This is a genomic window from Kribbella sp. NPDC023972, assembly GCF_040639075.1.
GTDB lineage: Bacteria > Actinomycetota > Actinomycetes > Propionibacteriales > Kribbellaceae > Kribbella.
Map to the genome: position 1 here is coordinate 54,826 of NZ_JBEZZH010000011.1, position 21,998 is coordinate 76,823.

At 68.4% G+C, this 21,998-nt stretch carries 26 protein-coding genes; 8 read left to right on the top strand and 18 right to left on the bottom strand.

Annotated elements, in window-relative coordinates:
- Positions 1-104: 104 nt before the first annotated feature.
- From glmM to rplM, 3 genes are read right to left on the bottom strand one after another with little or no spacing between them, the layout of a single operon-like run.
- Entirely contained in the window at positions 105-1,451 is a 1,347-nt protein-coding gene (gene glmM, locus AB0F43_RS32325) for a phosphoglucosamine mutase (RefSeq protein WP_360485558.1), read from the bottom strand.
- Positions 1,452-1,458: 7 nt separating this feature from the next.
- Positions 1,459-1,971, bottom strand: a complete 513-nt coding sequence (gene rpsI, locus AB0F43_RS32330; RefSeq protein WP_360486061.1) for a 30S ribosomal protein S9 — start codon at positions 1,969-1,971, stop codon at positions 1,459-1,461.
- 44 nt (positions 1,972-2,015) lie between these two features.
- Positions 2,016-2,459, bottom strand: coding sequence for a 50S ribosomal protein L13 (rplM, locus tag AB0F43_RS32335; protein WP_131286311.1), 444 nt, complete (start codon positions 2,457-2,459; stop codon positions 2,016-2,018).
- Between the two features lie 276 nt (positions 2,460-2,735).
- Between rplM and AB0F43_RS32340 the strand changes: the two genes are divergently transcribed.
- From AB0F43_RS32340 to AB0F43_RS32350, 3 genes are all read left to right on the top strand, one after another.
- Positions 2,736-4,022, top strand: a complete 1,287-nt coding sequence (locus tag AB0F43_RS32340; protein WP_360485562.1) for a citrate synthase — start codon at positions 2,736-2,738, stop codon at positions 4,020-4,022.
- Between the two features lie 102 nt (positions 4,023-4,124).
- On the top strand, positions 4,125-4,952 hold the full coding sequence (locus AB0F43_RS32345; RefSeq protein WP_360485565.1) for an SDR family NAD(P)-dependent oxidoreductase: 828 nt from the start codon (positions 4,125-4,127) through the stop codon (positions 4,950-4,952).
- Between the two features lie 231 nt (positions 4,953-5,183).
- Positions 5,184-5,642, top strand: a complete 459-nt coding sequence (locus AB0F43_RS32350; RefSeq protein WP_360485568.1) for a DoxX family protein — start codon at positions 5,184-5,186, stop codon at positions 5,640-5,642.
- Positions 5,643-5,707: 65 nt separating this feature from the next.
- On the opposite strand, the gene AB0F43_RS32355 is transcribed toward AB0F43_RS32350, so the two are convergent.
- Positions 5,708-6,163 (bottom strand): nuclear transport factor 2 family protein, encoded by a 456-nt coding sequence (locus AB0F43_RS32355; RefSeq protein WP_360485571.1) that lies wholly within the window; start codon positions 6,161-6,163, stop codon positions 5,708-5,710.
- Positions 6,164-6,281: 118 nt separating this feature from the next.
- Between AB0F43_RS32355 and AB0F43_RS32360 the strand changes: the two genes are divergently transcribed.
- Together AB0F43_RS32360 and AB0F43_RS32365 are read left to right on the top strand one after the other, a co-directional pair.
- A complete protein-coding gene (locus AB0F43_RS32360; RefSeq protein ID WP_360485574.1) occupies positions 6,282-6,824 on the top strand; it encodes a TetR/AcrR family transcriptional regulator in 543 nt (180 codons plus the stop codon).
- Between the two features lie 41 nt (positions 6,825-6,865).
- Positions 6,866-7,855, top strand: coding sequence for a hypothetical protein (locus tag AB0F43_RS32365; RefSeq protein WP_360485576.1), 990 nt, complete (start codon positions 6,866-6,868; stop codon positions 7,853-7,855).
- On the opposite strand, the gene AB0F43_RS32370 is transcribed toward AB0F43_RS32365, so the two are convergent.
- On the bottom strand, positions 7,852-9,612 hold the full coding sequence (locus tag AB0F43_RS32370) for a hypothetical protein (RefSeq protein ID WP_360485579.1): 1,761 nt from the start codon (positions 9,610-9,612) through the stop codon (positions 7,852-7,854). The two genes, AB0F43_RS32365 and AB0F43_RS32370, sit on opposite strands and share 4 nt — an antisense overlap.
- Positions 9,613-9,649: 37 nt before the next feature.
- Complete coding sequence (locus tag AB0F43_RS32375; RefSeq protein WP_360485582.1) at positions 9,650-11,332, bottom strand: ATP-binding cassette domain-containing protein; 1,683 nt, start codon at positions 11,330-11,332, stop codon at positions 9,650-9,652.
- 79 nt (positions 11,333-11,411) lie between these two features.
- Here AB0F43_RS32375 and AB0F43_RS32380 point away from each other — a divergent pair, with 79 nt between their 5' ends.
- Together AB0F43_RS32380 and AB0F43_RS32385 are read left to right on the top strand one after the other, a co-directional pair.
- Entirely contained in the window at positions 11,412-11,834 is a 423-nt protein-coding gene (locus tag AB0F43_RS32380) for a hypothetical protein (RefSeq protein ID WP_360485585.1), read from the top strand.
- Positions 11,824-13,011, top strand: coding sequence for a hypothetical protein (locus AB0F43_RS32385; RefSeq protein WP_360485588.1), 1,188 nt, complete (start codon positions 11,824-11,826; stop codon positions 13,009-13,011). Before AB0F43_RS32380 ends, AB0F43_RS32385 begins: the two co-directional genes overlap by 11 nt.
- Before the next feature lie 43 nt (positions 13,012-13,054).
- Here AB0F43_RS32385 and AB0F43_RS32390 read toward each other — a convergent pair whose 3' ends face one another.
- Together AB0F43_RS32390 and AB0F43_RS32395 are read right to left on the bottom strand one after the other, a co-directional pair.
- Positions 13,055-13,822 (bottom strand): hypothetical protein, encoded by a 768-nt coding sequence (locus AB0F43_RS32390; RefSeq protein WP_360485591.1) that lies wholly within the window; start codon positions 13,820-13,822, stop codon positions 13,055-13,057.
- Positions 13,815-14,336 (bottom strand): SigE family RNA polymerase sigma factor, encoded by a 522-nt coding sequence (locus AB0F43_RS32395; protein ID WP_360485594.1) that lies wholly within the window; start codon positions 14,334-14,336, stop codon positions 13,815-13,817. The genes AB0F43_RS32390 and AB0F43_RS32395 overlap by 8 nt, the downstream gene beginning before the upstream one ends.
- 91 nt (positions 14,337-14,427) lie before the next feature.
- Here AB0F43_RS32395 and AB0F43_RS32400 point away from each other — a divergent pair, with 91 nt between their 5' ends.
- Positions 14,428-16,251 carry a hypothetical protein gene (locus tag AB0F43_RS32400; protein WP_360485597.1) on the top strand — a complete coding sequence of 608 codons (1,824 nt, stop codon included), beginning with the start codon at positions 14,428-14,430 and terminating at the stop codon, positions 16,249-16,251.
- On the opposite strand, the gene AB0F43_RS32405 is transcribed toward AB0F43_RS32400, so the two are convergent.
- From AB0F43_RS32405 to AB0F43_RS32450, 10 genes are all read right to left on the bottom strand, one after another.
- Entirely contained in the window at positions 16,238-16,840 is a 603-nt protein-coding gene (locus tag AB0F43_RS32405) for a methyltransferase (protein ID WP_360485600.1), read from the bottom strand. The two genes, AB0F43_RS32400 and AB0F43_RS32405, sit on opposite strands and share 14 nt — an antisense overlap.
- Positions 16,833-17,645, bottom strand: coding sequence for a tRNA pseudouridine(38-40) synthase TruA (gene truA, locus AB0F43_RS32410; protein WP_360485604.1), 813 nt, complete (start codon positions 17,643-17,645; stop codon positions 16,833-16,835). The genes AB0F43_RS32405 and truA overlap by 8 nt, the downstream gene beginning before the upstream one ends.
- Positions 17,646-17,719: 74 nt before the next feature.
- Entirely contained in the window at positions 17,720-18,268 is a 549-nt protein-coding gene (gene rplQ / locus AB0F43_RS32415; protein ID WP_360485606.1) for a 50S ribosomal protein L17, read from the bottom strand.
- Positions 18,269-18,316: 48 nt separating this feature from the next.
- A complete protein-coding gene (locus tag AB0F43_RS32420; protein WP_337003748.1) occupies positions 18,317-19,342 on the bottom strand; it encodes a DNA-directed RNA polymerase subunit alpha in 1,026 nt (341 codons plus the stop codon).
- A gap of 103 nt (positions 19,343-19,445) precedes the next feature.
- Positions 19,446-20,054 carry a 30S ribosomal protein S4 gene (rpsD, locus tag AB0F43_RS32425; RefSeq protein WP_360485609.1) on the bottom strand — a complete coding sequence of 203 codons (609 nt, stop codon included), beginning with the start codon at positions 20,052-20,054 and terminating at the stop codon, positions 19,446-19,448.
- A 25-nt stretch (positions 20,055-20,079) separates the two neighbouring features.
- Positions 20,080-20,487, bottom strand: a complete 408-nt coding sequence (gene rpsK / locus AB0F43_RS32430; RefSeq protein WP_360485612.1) for a 30S ribosomal protein S11 — start codon at positions 20,485-20,487, stop codon at positions 20,080-20,082.
- Between the two features lie 41 nt (positions 20,488-20,528).
- Entirely contained in the window at positions 20,529-20,900 is a 372-nt protein-coding gene (gene rpsM / locus AB0F43_RS32435; protein WP_012923660.1) for a 30S ribosomal protein S13, read from the bottom strand.
- 198 nt (positions 20,901-21,098) lie between these two features.
- Positions 21,099-21,212 carry a 50S ribosomal protein L36 gene (gene rpmJ / locus AB0F43_RS32440; RefSeq protein ID WP_008361054.1) on the bottom strand — a complete coding sequence of 38 codons (114 nt, stop codon included), beginning with the start codon at positions 21,210-21,212 and terminating at the stop codon, positions 21,099-21,101.
- Between the two features lie 35 nt (positions 21,213-21,247).
- Positions 21,248-21,469, bottom strand: coding sequence for a translation initiation factor IF-1 (gene infA / locus AB0F43_RS32445; protein WP_012923661.1), 222 nt, complete (start codon positions 21,467-21,469; stop codon positions 21,248-21,250).
- Positions 21,470-21,647: 178 nt separating this feature from the next.
- Positions 21,648-21,977 carry a helix-turn-helix domain-containing protein gene (locus tag AB0F43_RS32450; protein ID WP_360485616.1) on the bottom strand — a complete coding sequence of 110 codons (330 nt, stop codon included), beginning with the start codon at positions 21,975-21,977 and terminating at the stop codon, positions 21,648-21,650.
- Positions 21,978-21,998 lie beyond the last annotated feature (21 nt).

Genomic DNA, 21,998 nt, shown 5'->3' on the forward strand with positions numbered 1-21,998 from the left:
GAGCCAGTTCGTCGGCACGCTCTGGGACACCCGCTCCAGAGGGCCTGGACAAACGACAGGGGCCCCGGACAGGAAATACCTTGTCCGGGGCCCCCAGAAGGTGTTCAGAGCTTCAACGAAGAAGCGACCACGTCGGCCAGGGAGTGGGCGATCTCGTGGGCTGTGTCGGAGGACTCGGCCTCGACCATCACCCGGACCAAGGGCTCCGTGCCGGACGGGCGCAGGAGGACTCGGCCGGTGTCGCCGAGCCGCGTGGTGGCGGCGGCGACGGCGGCCTGGACGGTCGGGTCGGTGCCGGCGCGGGACTTGTCCACGTTCTTGACGTTGACCAGCACCTGCGGGAGCCGGGTCATCGCGCCGGCCAGGTCGCTCAGCGTCTTGCCGGTCTGGGAGATCCGGGCGAGCAGCATGACCGCGGTCAGCGTGCCGTCGCCGGTGGTGGCGTGGTCGGACAGGATCACGTGCCCGGACTGCTCACCGCCGAGCTTGTGACCGCCGGCCTTCATCGCCTCCAGCACGTACCGGTCGCCGACCTTGGTCTGCTCGACCGCGATCCGCTCCCGGACCATCGCCTGGACGAAGCCCAGGTTGCTCATCACGGTGGCGACCACGGTGTCGTTGGACAACCGGCCGCTGTCGCGCATCGCCAGCGCCAGGATGGCGAGGATCTGGTCGCCGTCCACGAGTTCGCCGTTGGCGTCCACGGCCAGGCAGCGGTCCGCGTCACCGTCGAGGGCGATGCCGAGGTCGGCCCGGTGGCCGAGCACCTCGCGCTGCAGGCCGTCCAGGTGGGTGGAGCCGCAGTTCAGGTTGATGTTCAGCCCGTCGGGTGCGGCGGCGTACGTGATCACCTCCGCGCCGAGCCGGCGCAGGGCCTCCGGCGCGGTCTGCGAGGCGGCGCCGTTGGCGCAGTCGATGACGACCTTGAGACCGTCGAACCGGTTCGGCGCGGAGCGGACCAGGTGCGAGACATACGTCTCGAAACCCTGCCCGTCGTCGAACACCCGGCCGACGGTGGCACCGGTGGGACGCTGCCACTCCTCGCCCATCCGGGCCTCGATCGCGTCCTCGATCACGTCGTCCAGCTTGATCCCGCCGCGGGCCAGGAACTTGATGCCGTTGTCCGGCATCGGGTTGTGGCTGGCGGACAGCATCACGCCGAGGTCGGCGCCGGTCGAGCCGGTCAGGTAGGCCACGGCCGGCGTCGGCAGCACGCCGAGCCGGACCACGTCGACGCCGGCGCTGGCCAGACCGGCCACCACGGCGGCTTCCAGGAACTCACCACTGGCGCGTGGATCCCGCCCCACAACGGCGCGTGGCCGGTGCCCTTCGAAGGCACCGGCCTCGCCGAGTACGTGAGCCGCCGCGACCGAGAGGTCGAGCGCCAGCTCCGCGGTCAGGTCCACGTTCGCCAGGCCACGGACTCCGTCCGTGCCGAACAAACGCCCCATCAGATGATCAGCGCTTGCTGTACTGCGGCGCCTTGCGGGCCTTCTTGAGACCGGCCTTCTTCCGCTCCTTGATCCGCGCGTCGCGGGTGAGCAGACCGGCCTTCTTCAGACCCGGGCGGTTCGCCTCCTGGTCGGCCTCGTTCAGGCACCGGGCCACACCCAGCTGCAGCGCACCGGCCTGGCCGGTGATACCGCCGCCGTTGATCCGGGCGATCACGTCGTACGAGCCCTCCAGGCCCGCGACGACGAACGGCTCGTTCACGTGCTGCTGGTGGACCTTGTTCGGGAAGTAGACGTCCAGCGGCTTGCCGTTGATCTTCCACTGGCCGCTGCCCGGCACGATCCGGACGCGGGCGACGGCCTCCTTGCGGCGGCCGGTGGCGCCGGCCGGGTTGATCACCGCGACACGACCCGTCTCGGCGCGCTGCTCCGGAGTCGGGTTCGTCTCGGAGGTGTAGGCGACCGGGCCCTCGTTGTCGATGGGGACCTCGGGGTCGAACTCTTCGGTCTCGGTGGTGATGTCGCTCACGCTGGGAATCCTCGTTTACCTGACTCGTCGATCGCTTACTGGGCGATCTGGGTGATCTCGAACGGCTTCGGCTGCTGGGCGGTGTGCGGGTGCTCCGGACCGGCGTACACCTTCAGCTTGGTGAGCAGCTTCCGGCTCAGGCGGTTCTTCGGCAGCATGCCCCAGACAGCCTTCTCGACGGCCTTGCGAGGGTCCTTGTCGAGGATCTCGCCGATCGGCGTGGCCGTCAGACCACCCGGGTGACCCGAGTGGCGGTACGCCAGCTTGTCCGTCCGCTTGGTGCCGGACAGGGCGACCTTGGAGGCGTTGACGACGACGACGAAGTCACCGCCGTCCACGTGTGGCGCGAACGTCGGCTTGTGCTTGCCGCGCAACAGGGTGGCGATCTGGACGGCGAGCCGACCGAGCGTGACGTCGGTGGCGTCGATCACGTGCCACTCGCGGGTGACGTCAGCAGGCTTCGGGCTGTACGTGCGCACGGTCGTTGACCTTCGTTTCTCAGAGGTTGACAAAACTGGTACGTCGGCGAGCGGTCCGCCGACGGGCTGGGACCTGGAACGCACAACAGCAGCCCAGAATACCGGCGGTGTCGGCCCCGGGTCAAAGCGAGCAAATCCCCGCCGGGGACCCCGGCTTGGAAGCAGACCCCGACCGCACTAGTTTAGCGGTGAAGATTGCAGTCCGAACCGCGTCCCGCCGGCTGACGATAAACCCTCACTCACCAGGCGATGACGCCAGCTTCCGAAGAGGGCATTGTGACCGATCAGTCGCTCACCGTCCGGGACAACCGGACCGGCAAGGACTTCGACCTTGCCATCACCGATGGCACCATCCGTGCCGCCGATCTCAAGCAGATCAGCGCATCCGACGGCGACGGTGGCCTGGCCACCTACGACCCCGGGTTCGTGAACACCGCCTCGTGCCGCTCGTCCGTCACCTTCATCGACGGCGACGAGGGCATCCTGGAGTACCGGGGCTACCCGATCGAGCAGCTCGCCGAGCAGTCGAACTACCTCGAGGTCGCCTATCTGCTGGTCAACGGCAAGTTGCCGAACAAGGCGGAGTACGAGGCCTGGGCCCACGACGTGACGTATCACACGTTCGTGCACGAGAACCTGAAGACCTTCATGCAGGGCTTCCGGTACGACGCCCATCCGATGGGCATGCTGCTGGCCTCGGTCGGCGCGCTGTCCACCTTCTACCCCGAGTCGCGCAACATCTTCGACGAGGAGTCCCGGGCGCTGCAGATCCGGCGGCTGATCGCGAAGATGCCGACGCTGGGCGCGTTCTCCTTCCGGCACGCCCAGGGCAAGCCGTACGTCTACCCGGACAACGAGCTCAGCTACACGGCGAACTTCCTGTCCATGCTGTTCAAGATGAGCGAGCCCAAGTACGCCGCCGACGACCGGCTGGTGCGCGCACTGGAGATCCTGTTCATCCTGCACGCCGACCACGAGCAGAACGCCTCCACGAACGCGGTCCGGGCGATCGGCTCCACCCAGGTCGACCCGTACACGGCGGTTGCCGGCGGCATCGGCGCGCTCTACGGCCCGCTGCACGGCGGCGCCAACGAGGCCGTCCTGAAGATGCTCCGCCGGGTCGGCTCGGTCGACAACGTCCCGTCGTTCATCGAGGGCGTCAAGAACGGCGACGAGCGGCTGATGGGCTTCGGCCACCGGGTCTACAAGAACTACGACCCGCGGGCCAAGATCATCAAGAAGGCCGCCGACGACGTGTTCGAGGTGACCGGGATCAACCCGTTGCTGAAGATCGCCGTCGAGCTGGAGAAGATCGCGCTGGAGGACGAGTACTTCGTCTCCCGCAAGCTCTACCCGAACGTCGACTTCTACTCCGGCCTGATCTACGAGGCCCTGGAGTTCCCGCCGGAGATGTTCACCGTGTTGTTCGCCATCCCGCGCACCTCGGGCTGGCTGGCGCAGTGGCTGGAGATGCTGAACGACGGCGACCAGAAGATCGCCCGCCCGAAGCAGATCTACACCGGCGCACGCGGCGTCCAGTACGTCCCGATGGGCGACCGCTGACCCCAACCTCGAAACGGCCCCTCGATCCGAGGGGCCGTTCTTGTTTTTGGGCCGGCCCAGCCAGGGGCGGCGTCAACTGCCGAGACCGGCTAGCTTCGGTGGATGGGCACGCTCGATGGGAAGGTCGCCCTGGTCACCGGGGCGAGTCGTGGGGTGGGGAAGGGGATCGCTCTCGGGCTGGGTGAGCAGGGAGCGACCGTGTACGTCACCGGCCGGGCCGAGGCCGGTGGAACGCCGACGACGCCGTTCGCCGGCACCGTGCAGGAGACGGCCGAGGAAGTGACCGCCCTCGGCGGGCGCGGGGTGGCGATCGTGTGCGACCACCGCGACGACGAGCAGACGAGGAACGCCGTTGCCCGAATGGTGGCGGAGACCGGCCGCCTCGACGTACTGGTGAACAACGTCTGGGGCGGCTACGAGCACTTCTGGGACGGCACGGAGTTCTGGCTCGAGCGCGGCTTCTGGACCGTGCCGGTGGACCGCTGGGACTCGATGTTCCAGGCCGGTGTGCGCGCGCATTACGTGACCAGCGTGGCGGCGGCTCCGACGATGGTGGCCCAGGGGTCGGGTCTGATCGTCAACGTTTCGTCCGACGCGGCGGGCAAGGACGACGCCGGCGTCAGCTACGGCGTGGCGAAGGCGGCGACCGACCGCATGGTCGCCTGCATGGGCCACGAACTGCGCGAGCACGGAGTGGCCGCCGTGTCGTTGTATCCGGGCCTGGTGCGCACCGAGTCAGTCCTGCGTGCCGGTGTGTTCGACCTGTCCGACTCGGAGTCGCCCCAGTTCATCGGCCGGGCGGTCGCGGCCCTGGCCGCCGACCCCGATGTCATGCGCTTCACGGGCCACGTCGTGCGCTCAGCCGAACTCGGCCGGCAGTACGGCTTCACCGACCCCCACCCGCCGCGCGGACCGAGCGACGGACCGTGACCATCGAGCCTCATCCGGAGGTACGCGACCGCGGACGATTCCCGGAAACCACCGTGGGCCGGCTGAAACTGGACGGTCGTCGGCTGGAGTGACGTACTCCCGCCGGCCTCAGGGTTCCCCTGAGTTGTACCGCGGCTGGGGTAGAGGAAGTGCCTTCGACCGACCGACGCGGTAGAGGCACGCTGACGGCGACGCTGTTGTGGTCATCGACTGCGACAGGGAGAAACCATCATGAACGCCTTGCTCTACAGGGGAAACAAGCTCGCCGACTGGCTCGGGCGGCAGAGTGTCGACATCCTCCGGGTCAGCCTCGGACTGATTTTCCTCGGGTTCGGCGTGCTCAAGTTCTTTCCGGGTGCGAGCCCGGCGGAGGCCTTGGTGATGCGGACCATCGACACCCTGACCTTCGGCATCGTCGACGGGCGGAACGCCGTACTCCTGACCGCGCTGATGGAGTGCTTCATCGGGCTGACCCTGGTCACCGGGAAGTTCCTGCGGACCGGGCTGCTGGTGCTCGGGGGCTCGCTGATCGGGATCATGTCGCCGCTGGTGCTGTTCTTCGGCGACCTGTTCCCGGGGACTCCGACGCTGGAGGCGCAGTACGTGCTGAAGGACATCGTGCTGGCGGCCGCCGGCCTGGTCATCGCCGCGAAGGCCCTGTCCACGTCGCCACTCCGGCTGCGGGCTTGAGAAGTTGGAGATGGCCCCGGGCGGGCTCAGTGCCTCGGTCCGGGGCCACCCGGCGCCTCTGCCGCTTACGACGCGGCCGGGGCGCTCACCGGTTCCCGCAGGTGTTCGATCAGGTCCTCGACGCCGCCACGGGCACGGATCATCGCCACGTGGTCGATGTAGTCGCGGGACTCGACGATCAGCCCGTCGCGGACGCGCAGCACGAACACGCACGGCACGGTGAACGGCTCCCCGGTCGCGATCACGGTCCCGGCGTACTCGAACTCGGCGACGATCACCTCCGGGTCGGCGGTGTGGTGGACCCGGATGTTGACCGGCTTGAACCGGACCGTGCCGGCCACCCGCGGCGCATTCAGGCCGAAGTGCTCGCGCAGTGCGTCCCGGGTCAGCAGCGGCCGGTCGCCGTACGGGTGCATCGGATGGCGTACGTCGGTCTGCTCGGCGTACAGCGCGGGAAGCGAGTCGAAGTCGCGGTCGGCGACACCGTGGACGAGTTTGCGGAAGACCTGTTCGGGAGTCATCGGCGGACCTTTCGGGTAAACGAAGTAATGACTCCGAATATACGGAGTGATAACTTCGGTTACAACCCATCGACCGGCGGCGGCGTCTCCTAGGCTGAAGAGCGGAGAAGGGAGCAGGGTGCGAGCAGACGCGCGGGACAACCGGGCCCGGATCATGACCGCGGCGGACGAGGTGTTCGGCCGGTCGCCGAACGCGTCCACCGACGACGTGGCCAAGCTGGCCGGTGTCGGCATCGCGACCGTGTTCCGGCACTTCCCGACCAAGGTCGAGCTGCTCGAAGCGGTGCTCACGCTCCGGCTGGAGCGGCTCCGGGACCGGGCCATCGAGCTTGCCGACAGCAACCAACCGGGTGCGGCGTTCTTCGGGTTCTTCACCCAGGTGGTGTCCGAGTCCGCGTCGAAGCTGGCGATCGCCGAGGCACTCACCGCGGCCGGCACGGCCGCCGGTGTGGACGCCAAGAAGGCGGGCAGTGAGTTGCGGGCCGCCTTCGACACGCTGCTCACCAGGGCCCAGGAGGACGGCGCCGTACGGCGTGACGCGGGGCTGGCCGAGGTCTACGCGCTGCTGATCGGGGCGTCTCGCGGCGCGACCGCGGTCGGGCTCGAGCCGAAGGTCCGCGACCGGATGCTCGGGCTGATCTTCGACGGCCTGCGTCCGTGAGGCGGCGCTGGAGGGCCTGGTCCCGCAAGCGTCGAGTAGTGATGGTCCTGGCACTGGCCTTCGTACTGCTCGTGCCCGTACCACTGGGGGCGTACGCCGTGTCGTTGCGAGTGCAGTACGTCGGGGAGCCGGCAACCGAGGCGCGGACGCGGAACAACGATGCCCTGTGGCTCGGCCATGCCTGGGTGGACGGGCGGAAGACCGCGGCCGACGTGACCGCACTGGCCCGGCAGCTCGACGGCACCGGAATTCGGGATCTCTACGTCCACGCCGGTCCGCTGGAGCATGACGGCTCGCTGCCGCTGTCGGAGGTGTCGCCCCGGGCTCGCTGGTTCACGTCGGCCATGCGGGCTGCTGCACCTCACGTGCGCGTGCAGGCCTGGCTCGGTGACCTCGTGCAGCCTGGGAAGAACCCGGGCATGGACCTGGACGACCCTGCTGTCCGGACGCGGGTCGTGACGTCGTCGGCCGCCGTACTCGATCAGGGGTTTCAGGGCATCCACTTCGACTTCGAGCCGGTGCACTCCGGGTCGGCCGGCTTCCTCGCCGTACTGGACGAAACGCATGTCCTGACGGCGAAGCGCGGCGTACCGCTGTCCGTCGCGGCAGCGCAGCTCGAGCCGCTGTGGCGCGTCAACGCCATCCCGCTGGCCGTGGCCGGTGAGGGCAAGTGGTGGTCGCAGGACTACTTCGCCGAGGTCGCCCGCCGGGTCGAGCAGATCGCCGTGATGTCCTACGACACCGCGATGCCCTTGGAGTCCTTGTACGGCGGCTACGTCGCCCAGCAAACGAAGCTCGCCCTGGAGGCAACGCCGGCGTCGACGGACCTGCTGATGGGCCTGCCCGCCTACTGGGAGAGCAACCCCTCCCACTGGGGCCACGCTGAGACGGTCGCCGCAGCGGTCCGCGGCGCCCGGCTCGCTCTAGGCACCTCGAACCGCCAGAACTTCGGCCTGGCCCTGTACGTCGACTTCACCGCTACCCCGGCCCACTGGACCGCCTACCGCGACGGCTGGTGCACAGCCGTTTAGAACGGGTTCCAGCGCATGAGCGCCAGCAACAGGACGCAGACGACGAGGTAGCCACCCTCGATCAGGAGAGGAGGCGCGATCCGGCGACGGCCGGCGTGCCCGGGCAGTCCAGTGCGTGCTCTCAGGCGGAGTGCCTCGAACACCGCGGCGACATGGGCTGTCTGTCCGGTCCGGATGCCACCGACCACGTGCCAGTCCTCGTCGGCCTCGATGCTCACGCGGTCCTCCTCGATCTCGACCGAAGCCACCGATCGCCAGTCCACGACTCGCTCGAACCAGCCGGTCCGGATCCGGACTTCCGTCGCCGCGGCGACGACGCGATAGAAGACGCGCTGCTCGAGGTAGTGGATCACGCCTCCGCCCGTTCCCATTGCTGCTATCGCCCCGCCCCACTCGCCCCAGCTCGCAAGTGCACCCGCCGCGATGGGCGCGGCCAGGACAACCGCGATCAGCGCCGGACGGCACCACCATGGCACGGGCTCGATCGGCACCTCCCACGGCAGCGTCGGCACCTCCTTGGCCGACTCGACCCGGGTCTCTGTTCCGGAGTCGTCGTCATCGTCCGGGTCGAGCTCGATCGGGAGGCTCTCGACCGACTCGACACTCCACGGCGTACGCCGCGGCGCTCGAAGTGGAGCCACCGGACGGAGCGGGACGTCTCCGACCAGCACCGTCGGCCAACTGCCCTCCGTCATGTCGCCAACCAGTAATGCCTCGTCCTGGTAGCGCCGGAGTGTCTGCGCCCACTCCCGGCGGAGTGATACCGGTGCACCGGCAGCCTCTTCCTCGTCGAGCAGGTCGAAGGCGGTGGACAGCCGGTCGGCCGTCTCGTCATCGTCCGGATCGACCGAGACGAAGCCGAAGAGGACAGCTCCGTCGGCTGAGCGCACGGCGAAGGTCCCAGAGACGTCCGGGTCGATCCGGACTGGCAGACCGTTCCCAGTCCACGACGTACGGCGCCAGGCCCGACGCCGGCGGATGTCCCGCAGGACGAGGAGAATCGCCAGCAACCACGCGCCTCCGGCCACCGTGTACCAGTACGTGTAGTCGGCGGGCTCATCCCGCAGCCGGAGCCACTCGTCGTCGGCCGGATCGACCAGCACCGGGATCTGCGTCCCGGGCGCGTACTCGTCCAGCACACTGATGACTCGCTTGTTGCCATCCGGCAGCTGGAGCGTCAGGTCACCGTCGTACGCGGAGACGACCACAGCCGTCTGCGCGACGGCTCGCCGTACATGTGTTTGCTCCTGCCCGTCCTGCCACCTCATGACCCCGAGAGCGGCCGCCCCGACCACCACCAGCAACACCGCAACGACGAGCCGGCCAGACAGTCCCAACGGCTTCGCCGCAGGGACCACCACCTGCTTCCTCGGCAGGGCTGCCGTCAGTGCAACCTGCCTGCGGCGACTGACAGCCCACCAGCTGAGGAGTGCGGCGCAGGCGGTCGCATACAGCGCCCACTCGACCATCACCGCGCCATCGTCGTACCAGAGCTGCACCACGAGGAACGCCAGCCCGGCGACCGCGGCAGCGCGGGGTTGCCACCACCACAGGACGAGCGAGGCCAAGAACGGAACCAGCGTGAGCGAGTACGCCACATCCGGAGCGCAGATCGCGGGATCTTCCGAGCACGGCACGTCGTCAACGGTCAGCAGTGTCACCGCAGCCGCGGCGATCCACGCTGCCGGCATCAGCCACCGGTAGAGCCAGCTGGGTACGACGGTGCTGGCCCACCGGACAGCCAGGTCGGTAGACATACGAGTCCCCCTCGTTGGTGTGGGAGAACTGTACGGGTCAGCGAGCGCGTTCGACGCGGCCTTCGTCCCAGACCGGTTCATTGGATTCGTAGACCGAGCCGTCGGCGCCGAAGACCAGGTAGCGGTCGAAGCCGCGGGCGAACCAGCGGTCGTGGGTCACCGCGAGAACTGTGCCCTCGAAGGAGTCGAGACCTTCCTCCAGGGCCTCGGCTGACTCGACGTCGAGGTTGTCGGTGGGCTCGTCGAGCAGGAGGAGTGTGGCACCCGACAGCTCGAGCAGGAGGATCTGGAAGCGGGCCTGCTGGCCACCGGACAGACTGTCGAAGGTCTGCTCCGCCGCATGCGCCAGCTCGTACCGGTCCAGCTTCCGCGAGGCCAGCTCGCGACCCATGCCCTCCCGGTGCTCGTCACCCCGGTGCAGGATCTCCAGCAGCGTGCGGCCGACCAGCTCCGGGTGCTCATGCGTCTGCGCGAACCAGCCCGGTCGCACCCGTGCACCCAGCTTGGCGTTCCCGGTGTGCGCCACCGGCGCGATCTGTACGTCGCCGACCGGCCTGTGCTCGACATCGGGGTCGGAACCACCGTTGGCGAGCAGCCGAAGGAAGTGCGACTTGCCTGACCCGTTCGACCCCAGCACGGCGACGCGTTCGCCGTACCAGACCTCGAGGTCGAAAGGCTTCATCAGACCGGTCAGCTCCAGGCCGGTGCACACCACCGCGCGCTTGCCGGTGCGGCCGCCGGTCAGCCGCATGCTGACCTTCTGCTCCCGTGGGATCGCCTGTGGCGGCCCGGCCTCCTCGAACTTGCGCAGCCGGGTCTGCGCGGCCCGGTAGCGCGACGCCATGTCGGAGTTGTACGCCGCCTTCTGCTTGTACATCAGCATCTGCGCACGGAGCTTGGCGTGCTCCTCGTCCCAGCGCCTGCGTAACTCCTCGAACCGCTCGAACCGGTGCCGCCTGGCCTCGTGGTACGTCTTGAAGCCGCCGCCGTGTGTCCACACCGTGTTGCCGGCGGCACCGAGCTCCACCGTGACGATCCGGGTGGCGGTGTTGGCCAGCAGCTCCCGGTCGTGGCTGATGTAGAGCACGGTCTTGTCGGTCGTGCGGAGCTGCTCCTCCAGCCAGCGCTTCCCGGGTACGTCGAGATAGTTGTCCGGCTCGTCCAGCATCAGGACCTCGTCCGGACCGCGGAGCAGGGCCTCCAGGACCAGGCGCTTCTGCTCACCGCCGGAGAGGGTCTTCACCTCGCGCCAGCGACACCGGTCGAACGGGATGCCGAGGGCGGCCGTCGTACAGACGTCCCAGCGGACCTCCGCGTCGTACCCGCCGACCTCGCCCCAGTCCGCCACCGCCTGGGCGTACTTGAGCTGCGTCTTCTCGTCGTCGGCCTCCATCATCGCCAGCTCGGCCTGGTCCAGCTTGGCCGCGGCGGTCTGGATCGCCTCCGGGGCGACCGACAGCAGCAGGTCGCGCACAGTCGAGGAGTCCCGCACCGAGCCGACGAACTGCCGCATCACGCCGAGCCCGCCGGACCGCGAGATGCTGCCGCTGTGCGGTTTCAGGTCACCCGCGATGATCCTGGTCAGCGTGGTCTTGCCCGACCCGTTCGCCCCGACCAGCGCGACCTTGGCCCCGTCCCCGACCCGGAACGTGATGTCATCCAGCAACACCCGCCCATCCGGCAACTCGAACCCGACCCCACCCACATCCACGTGACCCATCCCACCAGTCTGACAACCCGGGCTCGTTCCCCGCGACCGGTTAAAGTTGCGGGGACCGAACGGGGAGTTGAGTTACACCATGAGCGGTGAGTCCGCCTTCCACGCGGTGGATGCGGAAGTGCGGCAGCTGGCCTTGCGGCTGAGCGGCGCCGACCAGGTCACCGTGGCCGTCCAGAGTGCCCGACTGCGGCACCAGGCCGAACAGATCCAGGACGCGCTGTGGCGCCGGCGTGCCATCGCCCGCGTCGAGGGTCTGCCCGCGATGGCGGCCGGACCGCGGGGCGGCACCAGCCCCGAATTCCGCGTGGCGGAGCGGCTGGTCGCCCGGGGCATTTCGCTGCAAGGTCGCGCCCCGGAACGTCTCAGCGAGCTACGACGGCTGAGCGACGAGATCGCCGTGCTGGCAGGCCACGCCCCGGTGCGGGAGGCGAGCGCCGTACGGCGGATGAACAACACTCTCAACCGGTTGATCGCAGAGCTCGAAGCAGCCGATGGGATTTAGGCGCGGCGCACTGCTGGACCCCCGATCCCGCGACTACTACTCGGTGGCGTTGGTCGTCGAGACCGTCAAGCGGCTCACCGGGCAGCGGAGCCGGTGGAACTCGCGCGTCTACTTCGAGCTGAGCGGCGCCGACGGGGCGGCGGGTCCGGACGGCGGGATGGCCGTCAGCGACGCGGCCGTGCTGCAACCGTTGCGGCGGGCGCTCGCGGGCGAAGACCTGACGGCCGACGAGCTGACCAGTCTGCGGGATGCGCTCGTCACTCTCACCCACGAGAGCTTCCATCTGTGCCAGGAGCTCCGGGGCACCGACGGAAGCGTCCGGCACACGCCCGCCGAACTCGCCCTCGAAGAAGGCCTGGCGGAGAACTGGGCCCAGCAGAACGTCCACCACGTGATCCAGGCGTTGAATCTGGACGTCAGGTACCCGGAGTTGCTCATGCAGCGGTCGGTCGATGCCTACCCCGCCCTGCAGGCGGCCAGCACCAAGCTGGTCGACGGGGTTGCCAGGTTGAGCGGCCTGCCCGCCGAGGACGTCGCTCAACGGCTCCAGCAGACCAGGTCGGACGAGCGCTTCGGGGTGATCGCGGACCTGGTGGTCGAACCCCGGAGCGACCGGATCACCGGCGACCGGGCGGAGCTTCGCGGTCGGCTGGAGCGGACGCTGGAAGAGAACTTCGCCCCGGTGCTGGCCGTCGAGTTCGACAACGGCGACCTGAGGGCCCAGCGCGGCACCGAGATCGCCAAGACGACGTTGGCGGAGGTCAGCCGGGTGCTGGACCAGGCGGAGAACGGCGAGGCTCGCCAAGAATCACAGGAACCACAACAGCAGGCTGCCCGGACCTGGGAGGAAGAGATCCTCGCCTGGCAACGCGAGCAAGCCAACGCAGCGCAACAGCCGGCACAGGAGACCTGGGAAGACCAAGTGCTCGCCTGGCAACGGGAGCAGGCCACAGCCGCCCAGCAACCACCCCAGCAACCGGCGGGTCAGACCTTTGAACAGGTCGTGCAGGCCTGGCAGCACCAGCAGCCTGCGGGTCAGGTGGATGGATTGCGGAAGTTCCTGGATGCTCAGCGGTCTGGCCCCGCTGGTGGTGAGCAGGCGGCCGAGGGTTCGAACCCGCCGAGCGCCAAGCGGAACCTCAATCCGAAGCGCGGGCACGATCGCCCGCTCGAGTGACCTGCTACGACGGCAGGGATCGCGGTGATGCCGTCGAGTGAGGTCACCAGTCCTCGAGGGCGTCCAGGTAGGTGCCACCGGTCGGGCGGACCGTGCCGGTCATGAACAGCTTGAGTGGTGCGGCGTACAGACCGAAGGTGCGTGAGCCGGTGAAGAAGCCGGCCGAGTCGCAGCCGTCGTACTGCACCCAGATCTCCCGTACGCCGACGGACGTGTCGAACCGCAGCACGATCGCCTCCGACGGCCGGGCGGCCTGGGGTGTGCACTTGAACACCGGGAGGTCCGGGTTCCGCTCGGGCAGCACCTTGATCGCGTCGACCACCTGCTGCGCGATGGACGCGTTGAAGCGCTGCTGGCCGAGCAGCATGGTGGCGCCCGGGGTCAGCCGGTAGCGGCACGCCTGCAGCCCGTACACCGGCGTCTCGACGTCCAGCCCTGTCGCCCGCGGTACGGCGGTGTGCTCCCCCGCTTGCAGGATCGGATGGTCGGTCGGACAACCCGCATCCGCGAATGGCGGCACCTGCCGCTCAGTCGTACCGGGCCCCTCCGCATTCTCCCTGCCCGCCTTGCTGTCACTGGCGTTCGAGGCGATCGTCGGCGAGTCACCGACCGCGTTCCAGACGCCTCCGATCGCTGCGGCGACCACTACGGCCGCCGCGGCCATGGTCATCCCCTGCCGCCGCTTACGCACCCGCCGACGTGCCTCCGCGGCCATACCGCTGCCCCGCAGACCAGTAGCCCTGTCGGCCTGGTGCTGGAACGCGTCGGCGATCTTGGGGCCGAGCTCCTGCTCAGGCTCGTGCTCAGGCATCCTCGGCTCCTTCCTTGCTCAGCGTGGTCTTCAGTGCTGCCAGTGCCCGGTGGACATGCGACCGGGCGGTTGCCTCCGCGCAGTGCAGCAGTGCACCGATCTCGGCGTACGAGAGCTCCTCGTAGAAGCGCAGTACGACGGCTGCCCGCTGCTTGTCCGGCAGTGTCGCGCAGAGGGCCCAGACGGCGTCGGACTCGGCCCGGTCCGCGGCGCCGTCCGGAGCCGGTGACCCGATCCGGACCGGGTCGGCAGCAGGTGCCTCACGGCGGCGGAAGCGACGCCACCAGGAGATGTGGGCGTTCACCACCATGCGCTTCACGTAGGCCTCGGGGTCGTCGGCGCGGCTGACCCGGCTCCAGCGGGCACAGGCGGTCGTCAGGGCGTCCTGCACCGCGTCCTCGGCCAGGGCTTTGTCCCCGGTCAGGACGTAGGCGAAGCGCAGCAGCGCGTCCGCCTTCTCGCTCACCCAGAGCTCGAAGTCGATCGGGCCCGTCCGTGCCTCTGCTGCCGCCAAGGCTGCCTCCATACCCTCAGGACGGCGAATCCGCCCGATCCGTTGCAACCGTTCGCCGGTTTGACACGGTCGGCAAATAGCATCACACCTCATGGATCGTGGAGTGCTTCTGGACAGGCGAACCACCCGAGCGTGGCAGATCTTCGACAACCTGGCGTACGGCCTGAGTGCGTCTACCACGCGGGCCAACCGCTGGAACCAGCAGGTGTACGTGGAGCAGAATCCGCCGGCCGAGCATACGTACGACGGGATCGCGCACGCCGATGGTTCGATGACGCTGAGCGGTGGCACTTACTACTACCTCGCCTACGCCTCTGACCAGATGTACCTCGCGCGGCTGTCCACGGACCCATACCCGGAGCCCGAGGTGACCAGGCGCGTCCACAACGCGGTGGGTGCCTTCGTCCGCACCTATCTGGACCTCTACAACGAACCCGCTCCGGAAGACGACGCCGGCCGGGCCCTGGACACCGGACTGCGCGCGAACACCGCAGCGTCGTACATGCCACACGTCATCGACCAGCTGCGGCTGGAGAACGGCTTCCCGGGGATCAAGGACCTGCCGACCGACGACCCGCATCCCGCTCTGCAGGGTGCGGCGGAAGCACTCTGTGAACGAGTGGGCGAGGCGACCGGCGTCGAGCCCGACGACCTGCGCAAGCAGCTCCAGGCCACTCCGCCCGCCGAGCGCTGGAACGTGCTGACCCGACCCCTGGTCGACCAGCGGCTCGGCGCCCGGATGCAACCGGACTACCGGTTGGCCGACAAGGTCTACTCCGAGGACGCCGCCCGGATCCAGGCCCTGCTCGTCAAGGACCTCAAGAAAGGCTTCGTGGCGTGCGCCTCCGCCGCCGAGGCCGGGCAGGACACGCGCTCAAAGGGCCGCGAGCTGGTCGAGGAGGCCGTGCGTACGGCGAATCAGCACCTCGAGACGTTCGCCGGAAGCGCGCCGGCTCCGGTGGCCGGCCCGGCGGTCGAGCCGGCGTACGCCCAGGTCTCGGCGATCGTGCGCTCCGTGCATGGCGAGCTGTCCGGAGGCCAGGCCAACGTGGCCTGGGTGCTCCAGACCCAGCCGCGGGCCGCGTCCTGGAACGGCGCCCTGGAGGCGACCAACGACGGCACTCTCGGCCAGACGCGGCCGGACCGCTCGCTGGCCTTCGACGCGCAGAAAGTGCTCGCACCGCTCGCCGAGGCTCACACGGCCCAGCGCCCCCTGGACCCGAACCTCCAGGCCGACGTCCGGCAGGCCGTCTTCGTCGTGACCCGCGAGGCCGCCCGCCTGCACTCACCCGACGGTCCCGGTGATCCGGCCGAGCAGGCGATGAAAGACGGCCTGGCCGAGGTCTACGCGAAGCTGCGGACCGACCAGGTCATGGCAACGCTCGGGTACGGCGAATCGCGGCCGCCCGGCGAGGCGATGCCCCTGAGCCCCGCGGGCCGGGCGGCGTCCGCACTCACCGAGTCGGTCGGCCAACTGTCCCGTTCCACCCAGCTCCAAGTCGTGTCCCAACTGCTGACCACGCCGCCGGAGGAAAGGTTCGGCAAGGCGGTCGCCCTGGGCCTCGGCAAGGACGCACCGCGCGACACCGCGGGCCGGCACGAAGTCGACGCCGTCCTGGTCCCGGAGGTGCGGGCTGCCTTCGAACACGTCGCCAGGCCGGCGAGCAGGTTCGCCTTCATCACCCGCAACCACGCCGAACGTGGCCGAATCCTGGGGACTCAGGCGGGCGCTCAGATTGCTGACGCCAAGGACCACTACGCCGCACGAGGCATGAGCGATACGCACATGTCCCAGTCGGTGGCGATGACCGGTCAGGTGGCAGCAGGGTCGGCGCCAGGAGTCACGACCAGCCACAAGCCAGCGGCCGCGAGCACGAATCCTCGTGAGGCGGGCAACCAGATCAGTGGCCGGTGACCGCGCGGAGGACGCGGAAGCCCTTGGCGCTGGCCTTTCGTTCGCAGGGGTAGCCCTGGTCGGTCAGCCAGCGTTGCAGCGAGTCGCCACCCAGGTTCTTGCCGACGACCAACCACGCCACCCCGCCAGGGCTCAGCCGCGCCAGCCAGTGCAGCAGCATCTTGTGCAGTTCGGGCTTGCCGATGTGAATCGCGGGGTTGGACCAGATCTGGTCGAACCGCACATCCTCCGGTACGCCGTCCGGCAGCACCGGGTGCACCCGATCGGCCACGCCGGCCCGCTGGGCGTTCTCCGCGGTCAGCTCCAGCGCCCGCGTGTTCACGTCGACCGCCCAGATGTCAGCCGTCGGCGCCTCGACCGCCAGCGCACAGGCGATCGGCCCGTAGCCGGTCCCGAGGTCGAGGAACGTCCCCGGACCGGTCGGCGGCTCCACCTCGCGCAGCAGTACCGCCGTACCGATGTCCAACCGGTCCCTCGAGAACACACCGGTCGCTGTGGTGAAGGTGTAGTCGCGTCCCCAGATCCGGGCTTCGACAGTACGCCGTACGTCCGTCGACCCGGGCTCCGCCGAGAAGTAGTGGTCAGCCACGGTGGTGCACCTCTCCCCTGACCTGGCGGGCCTGCAGTGCCCGTGCGGCCAGCTCGTCATCGGCTGGGTAGCGCACTTCCTCCAGGGTGAGGCCGTGCGCCGGCAGGACCGACACAGCCGAGTGCCGCACCCTGCCAGCGAGTACGGCGGCTGGCCAGTCGACGTCACGTCGTCCGTCACCCACTGGGATCAGCGCGCCCACCAGAGCCCGGACCATGGAGTGGCAGAACGCATCAGCGATCACAGTGCCCTCCAGGAGTCCGGGAGCCGTCCGCTGCCAGGTGTACTCCAGGAGCGCCCGGACAGTGCTGGCGCCTTCACGCTTCTTGCAGAAGGCGGCGAAGTCGTGCTCGCCGAGCAGTCCTGCGGAGGCAGCGTTCATGCGGTCCACGTCCAGCGGACGGCCTACTCGCAGTACATAGCCGCGCTGCAGCGGGTCCCAGCCTGCAGGGTCGTCACACAGGCGGTACACGTAGCGACGGGCCAGAGCGGAAAAGCGCGCGTCAAAGCCTTCTGGAGCCGCTCTGACGGCTGTGACGGCCACGTCCTCGGGTAGTACGCCGTTCAGGCTTCTGAGCAGCCTCAAGGGCTCTACAGCGCTTTCGACATCCACATGGGTCACCTGGCCCCGGGCGTGTACGCCGGTGTCAGTCCGGCCAGCGCAGGTGACGGTTGGCGGCTGCGGCAGCCGCAGTACGACGCCGAGCGTCTCCTCCAGCACACCCTGCACCGTCCGGAGACCCTCCTGACGGGCCCAGCCGTGGAAGGCTGTTCCGTCGTACCTCAGGTCGATCCGCCAGCGCACACGGCAATCTAACGCAACAGGACCCCCTCACCGTGCGGTGAGGGGGCCCTGTTGGTGCACTCAGGCCGGGGGACTTACTTGTCCTCGGTCTTCGCGTCCTCGGTCTTGGTGTCCTCGACGACGTCCTGGACGTCCTCGGTCGCGACGTCCTCGACCTTGGCCTCGTCCTCGACCTTCTCGTCGGTCGTGTCCTCGACCTTGTCGTCCTTCGCCGCCGCCTTCTTGGCCGGAGCCTTCTTGGCGGTCTTCGCCTTCGGCGAGTCGGCCAGCGCCTCGACCAGCTCGATCTTCACCATCGGCGCGTTGTCACCCTTGCGCGGGCCGAGCTTGGTGATCCGGGTGTAGCCGCCCGGACGGTCGGCGTACCGCTCGCCGATCTCGGTGAAGAGCACGTGCACGACGCTCTTGTCCTTGATCCGCTTCATCACCTGGCGGCGCGAGGTCAGGTCACCACGCTTCGCCTTGGTGATCATCGACTCGGCCAGCGGCTGCAGGCGCTTGGCCTTGGCCGCGGTGGTGGTGATGGCGCCGTGCTCGAACAGCGACGTCGCGAGGTTGCTGAGGATCAGCTTCTCGTGCGCCGGGCTGCCGCCCAGCCGGGCACCCTTGGTGGGGGTTGGCATCTCTTACTCCAAGAATCTCAGGCCCGCACGGACCCGGGGTGGGTTGACTCAGTACTGCTCGGTCTCGGCGAAGCTCTCGTCCTCGTCCTCGGCCTCGGTGCCGTAGGCCTCGGCGGCCGCACGCAGGTCGAACCCAGGAGGCGAGTCCTTCAGCGACAGGCCCATCTCGGCCAGCTTCAGCTTGACCTCGTCGATCGACTTGGAGCCGAAGTTGCGGATGTCCAGCAGGTCCTGCTCGCTGCGCGAGATCAGCTCACCCACGGTGTGGATGCCCTCACGCTTGAGGCAGTTGTACGACCGGACGGTCAGCTGCAGGTCCTCGACCGGCAGGGCCAGGTCGGCCGCCATCTGCTCGTCCACCGGCGACGGGCCGATGTCGATGCCCTCGGCCTCGACGTTCAGCTCACGCGCCAGGCCGAACAGCTCGACCAGCGTCTTACCGGCCGACGCGACGGCGTCGCGGGGCAGCATCGACGGCTTGGTCTCGACGTCGACCACGAGGCGGTCGAAGTCGGTGCGCTGCTCGACACGGGTGGCCTCGACCTTGTAGGTGACCTTGAGCACCGGCGAGTAGATCGAGTCGACCGGCATCCGGCCGATCTCGGCGTCGGCGGACTTGTTCTGGATCGCCGAGACGTAGCCCCGGCCCCGCTCGACGACCAGCTCCATCTCGAGCCGGCCCTTCTCGTTCAGGGTGGCGATCTTCAGGTCCGGGTTGTGCACCTCGACACCGGCCGGCGGCGCGATGTCCGCGGCGGTGACGTCACCGGGGCCCTGCTTGCGCAGGTACATGGTGACCGGCTCGTCGTGCTCGGAGGAGACGACCAGGTCCTTCAGGTTCAGGATCAGCTGGGTGGCGTCCTCCTTCACCCCGGCCACGGTGGAGAACTCGTGCAGGACACCGTCGACCTTGATGCTGGTCACGGCGGCACCCGGGATGGAGGACAGCAGGGTACGGCGGATGGAGTTGCCGAGGGTGTAGCCGAATCCCGGCTCGAGCGGCTCGATCACGAACCGCGAACGGTGCTCGTCGACGACCTCTTCGGTCAGGGTGGGGCGCTGGGCAATAAGCACTTCGTGTTCCTTGTCTTCTCGCGACGACCACTATTTGAGGTCGCGATGGTGAAGAAACAGACCCGTCCGGCCGGCGGCCCGGAGGCCACCGGCCGGAACCGGATCAGTTCTTCGAGTAGAGCTCGACGATCAGGTGCTCGGCGACCTGGGTGTCGATCTGCTGCCGGGTCGGCAGCTGGTGGACGAGGATGCGCAGCCGCTCGGGCAGCACCTCGAGCCAGGCCGGGACGACGCGCTCGGAGTGCGTCTCCCGGGCGATGATGAACGGGGTCGTCTCGACCGACTTCGGCTTGACATCGATGATGTCGTGCGCGGCGACTCGGTACGACGGGATGTTCACCTTCACGCCGTTCACGGTGAAGTGACCGTGCACGACGAGCTGACGGGCCTGCCGCCGGGTCCGGGCCAGGCCGGCGCGGTAAACCACGTTGTCCAGCCGGGACTCCAGGATGATCAGCAGGTTGTCACCGGTCTTGCCGGAGCGCCGCGAGGCCTCCTGGTAGTACCGGCTGAACTGCTTCTCCAGTACGCCGTACGCGTAGCGGGCCTTCTGCTTCTCCCGCAGCTGGAGCAGGTACTCGCTCTCCTTCGGGCGGCCGCGGCCGTGCATACCCGGCGGGTACGGACGGCGCTCGAACGCCTTGTCGCCACCGACGAGGTCGACCCCGAGACGGCGCGACTTCTTGGTCATCGGTCCGGTGTAACGGGCCATGGTTGTTCTCGCTCCTCTCGAAAGATCAGACCCGGCGCCGCTTCGGCGGGCGGCAGCCGTTGTGGGCGGTCGGGGTGACGTCCTGGATGGTGCCGACCTCGAGGCCGACCGCACCCAGCGAACGAATCGCGGTCTCACGGCCGGAGCCGGGACCCTTCACGAACACGTCGATCTTGCGCATGCCGTGCTCCATCGCCCGGCGCCCGGCGGCCTCGGCGGCCATCTGCGCGGCGAACGGGGTCGACTTGCGCGAACCCTTGAAGCCGACGGTGCCCGCGGAAGCCCACGAGATGACCGCGCCGGTCGGGTCGGTGATCGTCACGATCGTGTTGTTGAACGTGCTCTTGATGTGCGCGTGGCCGGCGGCCACGTTCTTCTTCTCCTTGCGGCGCACCTTCTTCGCGCCGGCCGCGCTGCGGCTCTTGGGAGGCATAGGTCAGTTGCTCCTGGGGTGGTCGACGGTCATCCGGGTCATCACTTCTTCTTCTTGCCGGCGATCGCCTTGCGACGACCCTTGCGGCTGCGGGCGTTGGTCCGCGTGCGCTGACCCCGCACCGGCAGGCCGCTGCGGTGCCGGCGACCCTGGTACGACCCGATCTCGATCTTGCGGCGGATGTCCGCGGTCACCTCGCGACGGAGGTCACCTTCGATCTTGTAGTTGCCTTCGATCCAGTCCCGGAGCTTCACCAGCTCCTCGTCGCCCAGCTCGTGGACGCGCTTGTCACCGGAGATCCCGGTGGCTTCCAGCGTCTTCAGGGCGCGAGTACGACCTACACCGAAGATGTAGGTGAGAGCGACCTCGATGCGCTTGTCGCGCGGCAGGTCGACCCCTACGAGGCGTGCCATGTGGCGGTGTTCCTTTCGTCGGCAGAGGTGTGGTGGCGCGCCGCGTCCTTGCCCGCCTCGGTGAGTTCGCCAACTGATTGGATGCTTCACCGGCAAGGCCCCGGCCTCTGTTCCGGGGGCGACGTCCGGCCTGTTGCTGGTGCCGGACGAGCATGCGCGCTGTGGTGCGAAAGTGCAGGAAACGCGAGTGGGGCTGGATCAGCCTTGCCGCTGCTTGTGCCGCGGGTTCTCGCAGATCACCATGACCCGGCCGTGACGGCGGATCACCTTGCACTTGTCGCAGATCTTCTTGACGCTCGGATTGACCTTCATCGAGCTTCTTTCTTCGACAGGTGTTGGTGGTGGTCTTACTTGTACCGGTAGACGATGCGACCCCGGGTGAGGTCGTACGGCGACAGCTCCACGACGACCCGGTCCTCGGGGAGGATCCGGATGTAGTGCTGCCTCATCTTGCCGCTGATGTGCGCGAGCACCTTGTGCCCGTTGGACAGCTCAACACGGAACATCGCGTTCGGCAGGGCCTCGACGATGGTGCCCTCGAGTTCGATGACTCCCTCTTTTTTGGGCATGTCCTCGCACTTCTGTAGATGACGTACTGAATGATGGTTACCGCTGTGGCTCGGAACCCGGGCTCGGATGCCCTCCTGACGCGAGGTCAGGCAGCCGCGGGCACGACGAGACAGAGGCTACAAAGAGCCAAGGAAAGAGTGTACGCCACTCACCCAGGCGAAACCCAATCGAGACCCGTCAGCCGGCTCGTGAGGTCTCCAGTTCAGCCATGTGCTCGGCTCCCCAGGCGTCCAGCGGCGCCAGTGCGACGTTGAGCGACTGGCCGAGCTCGGTCAGTGAGTACTCGACTTTAGGCGGCACCTGGTGGAAGACCTCGCGATGCACGATGTCGCGGGACTCCAGTTCGCGCAACTGCTGGATCAGCATCTTCTCGGTCACCCCGGCGATCTCCCGGCGCAGCTCCCCGAACCGCATCGGCCCATGGTGAAGCGCCCAGAGGATGCGCGGCTTCCACTTTCCACCGATGACGTCGGCCGCGGCGTCCAGCCCACAGGTGTACGGGGTCATCACTTACCTTTCGGTCAGTAC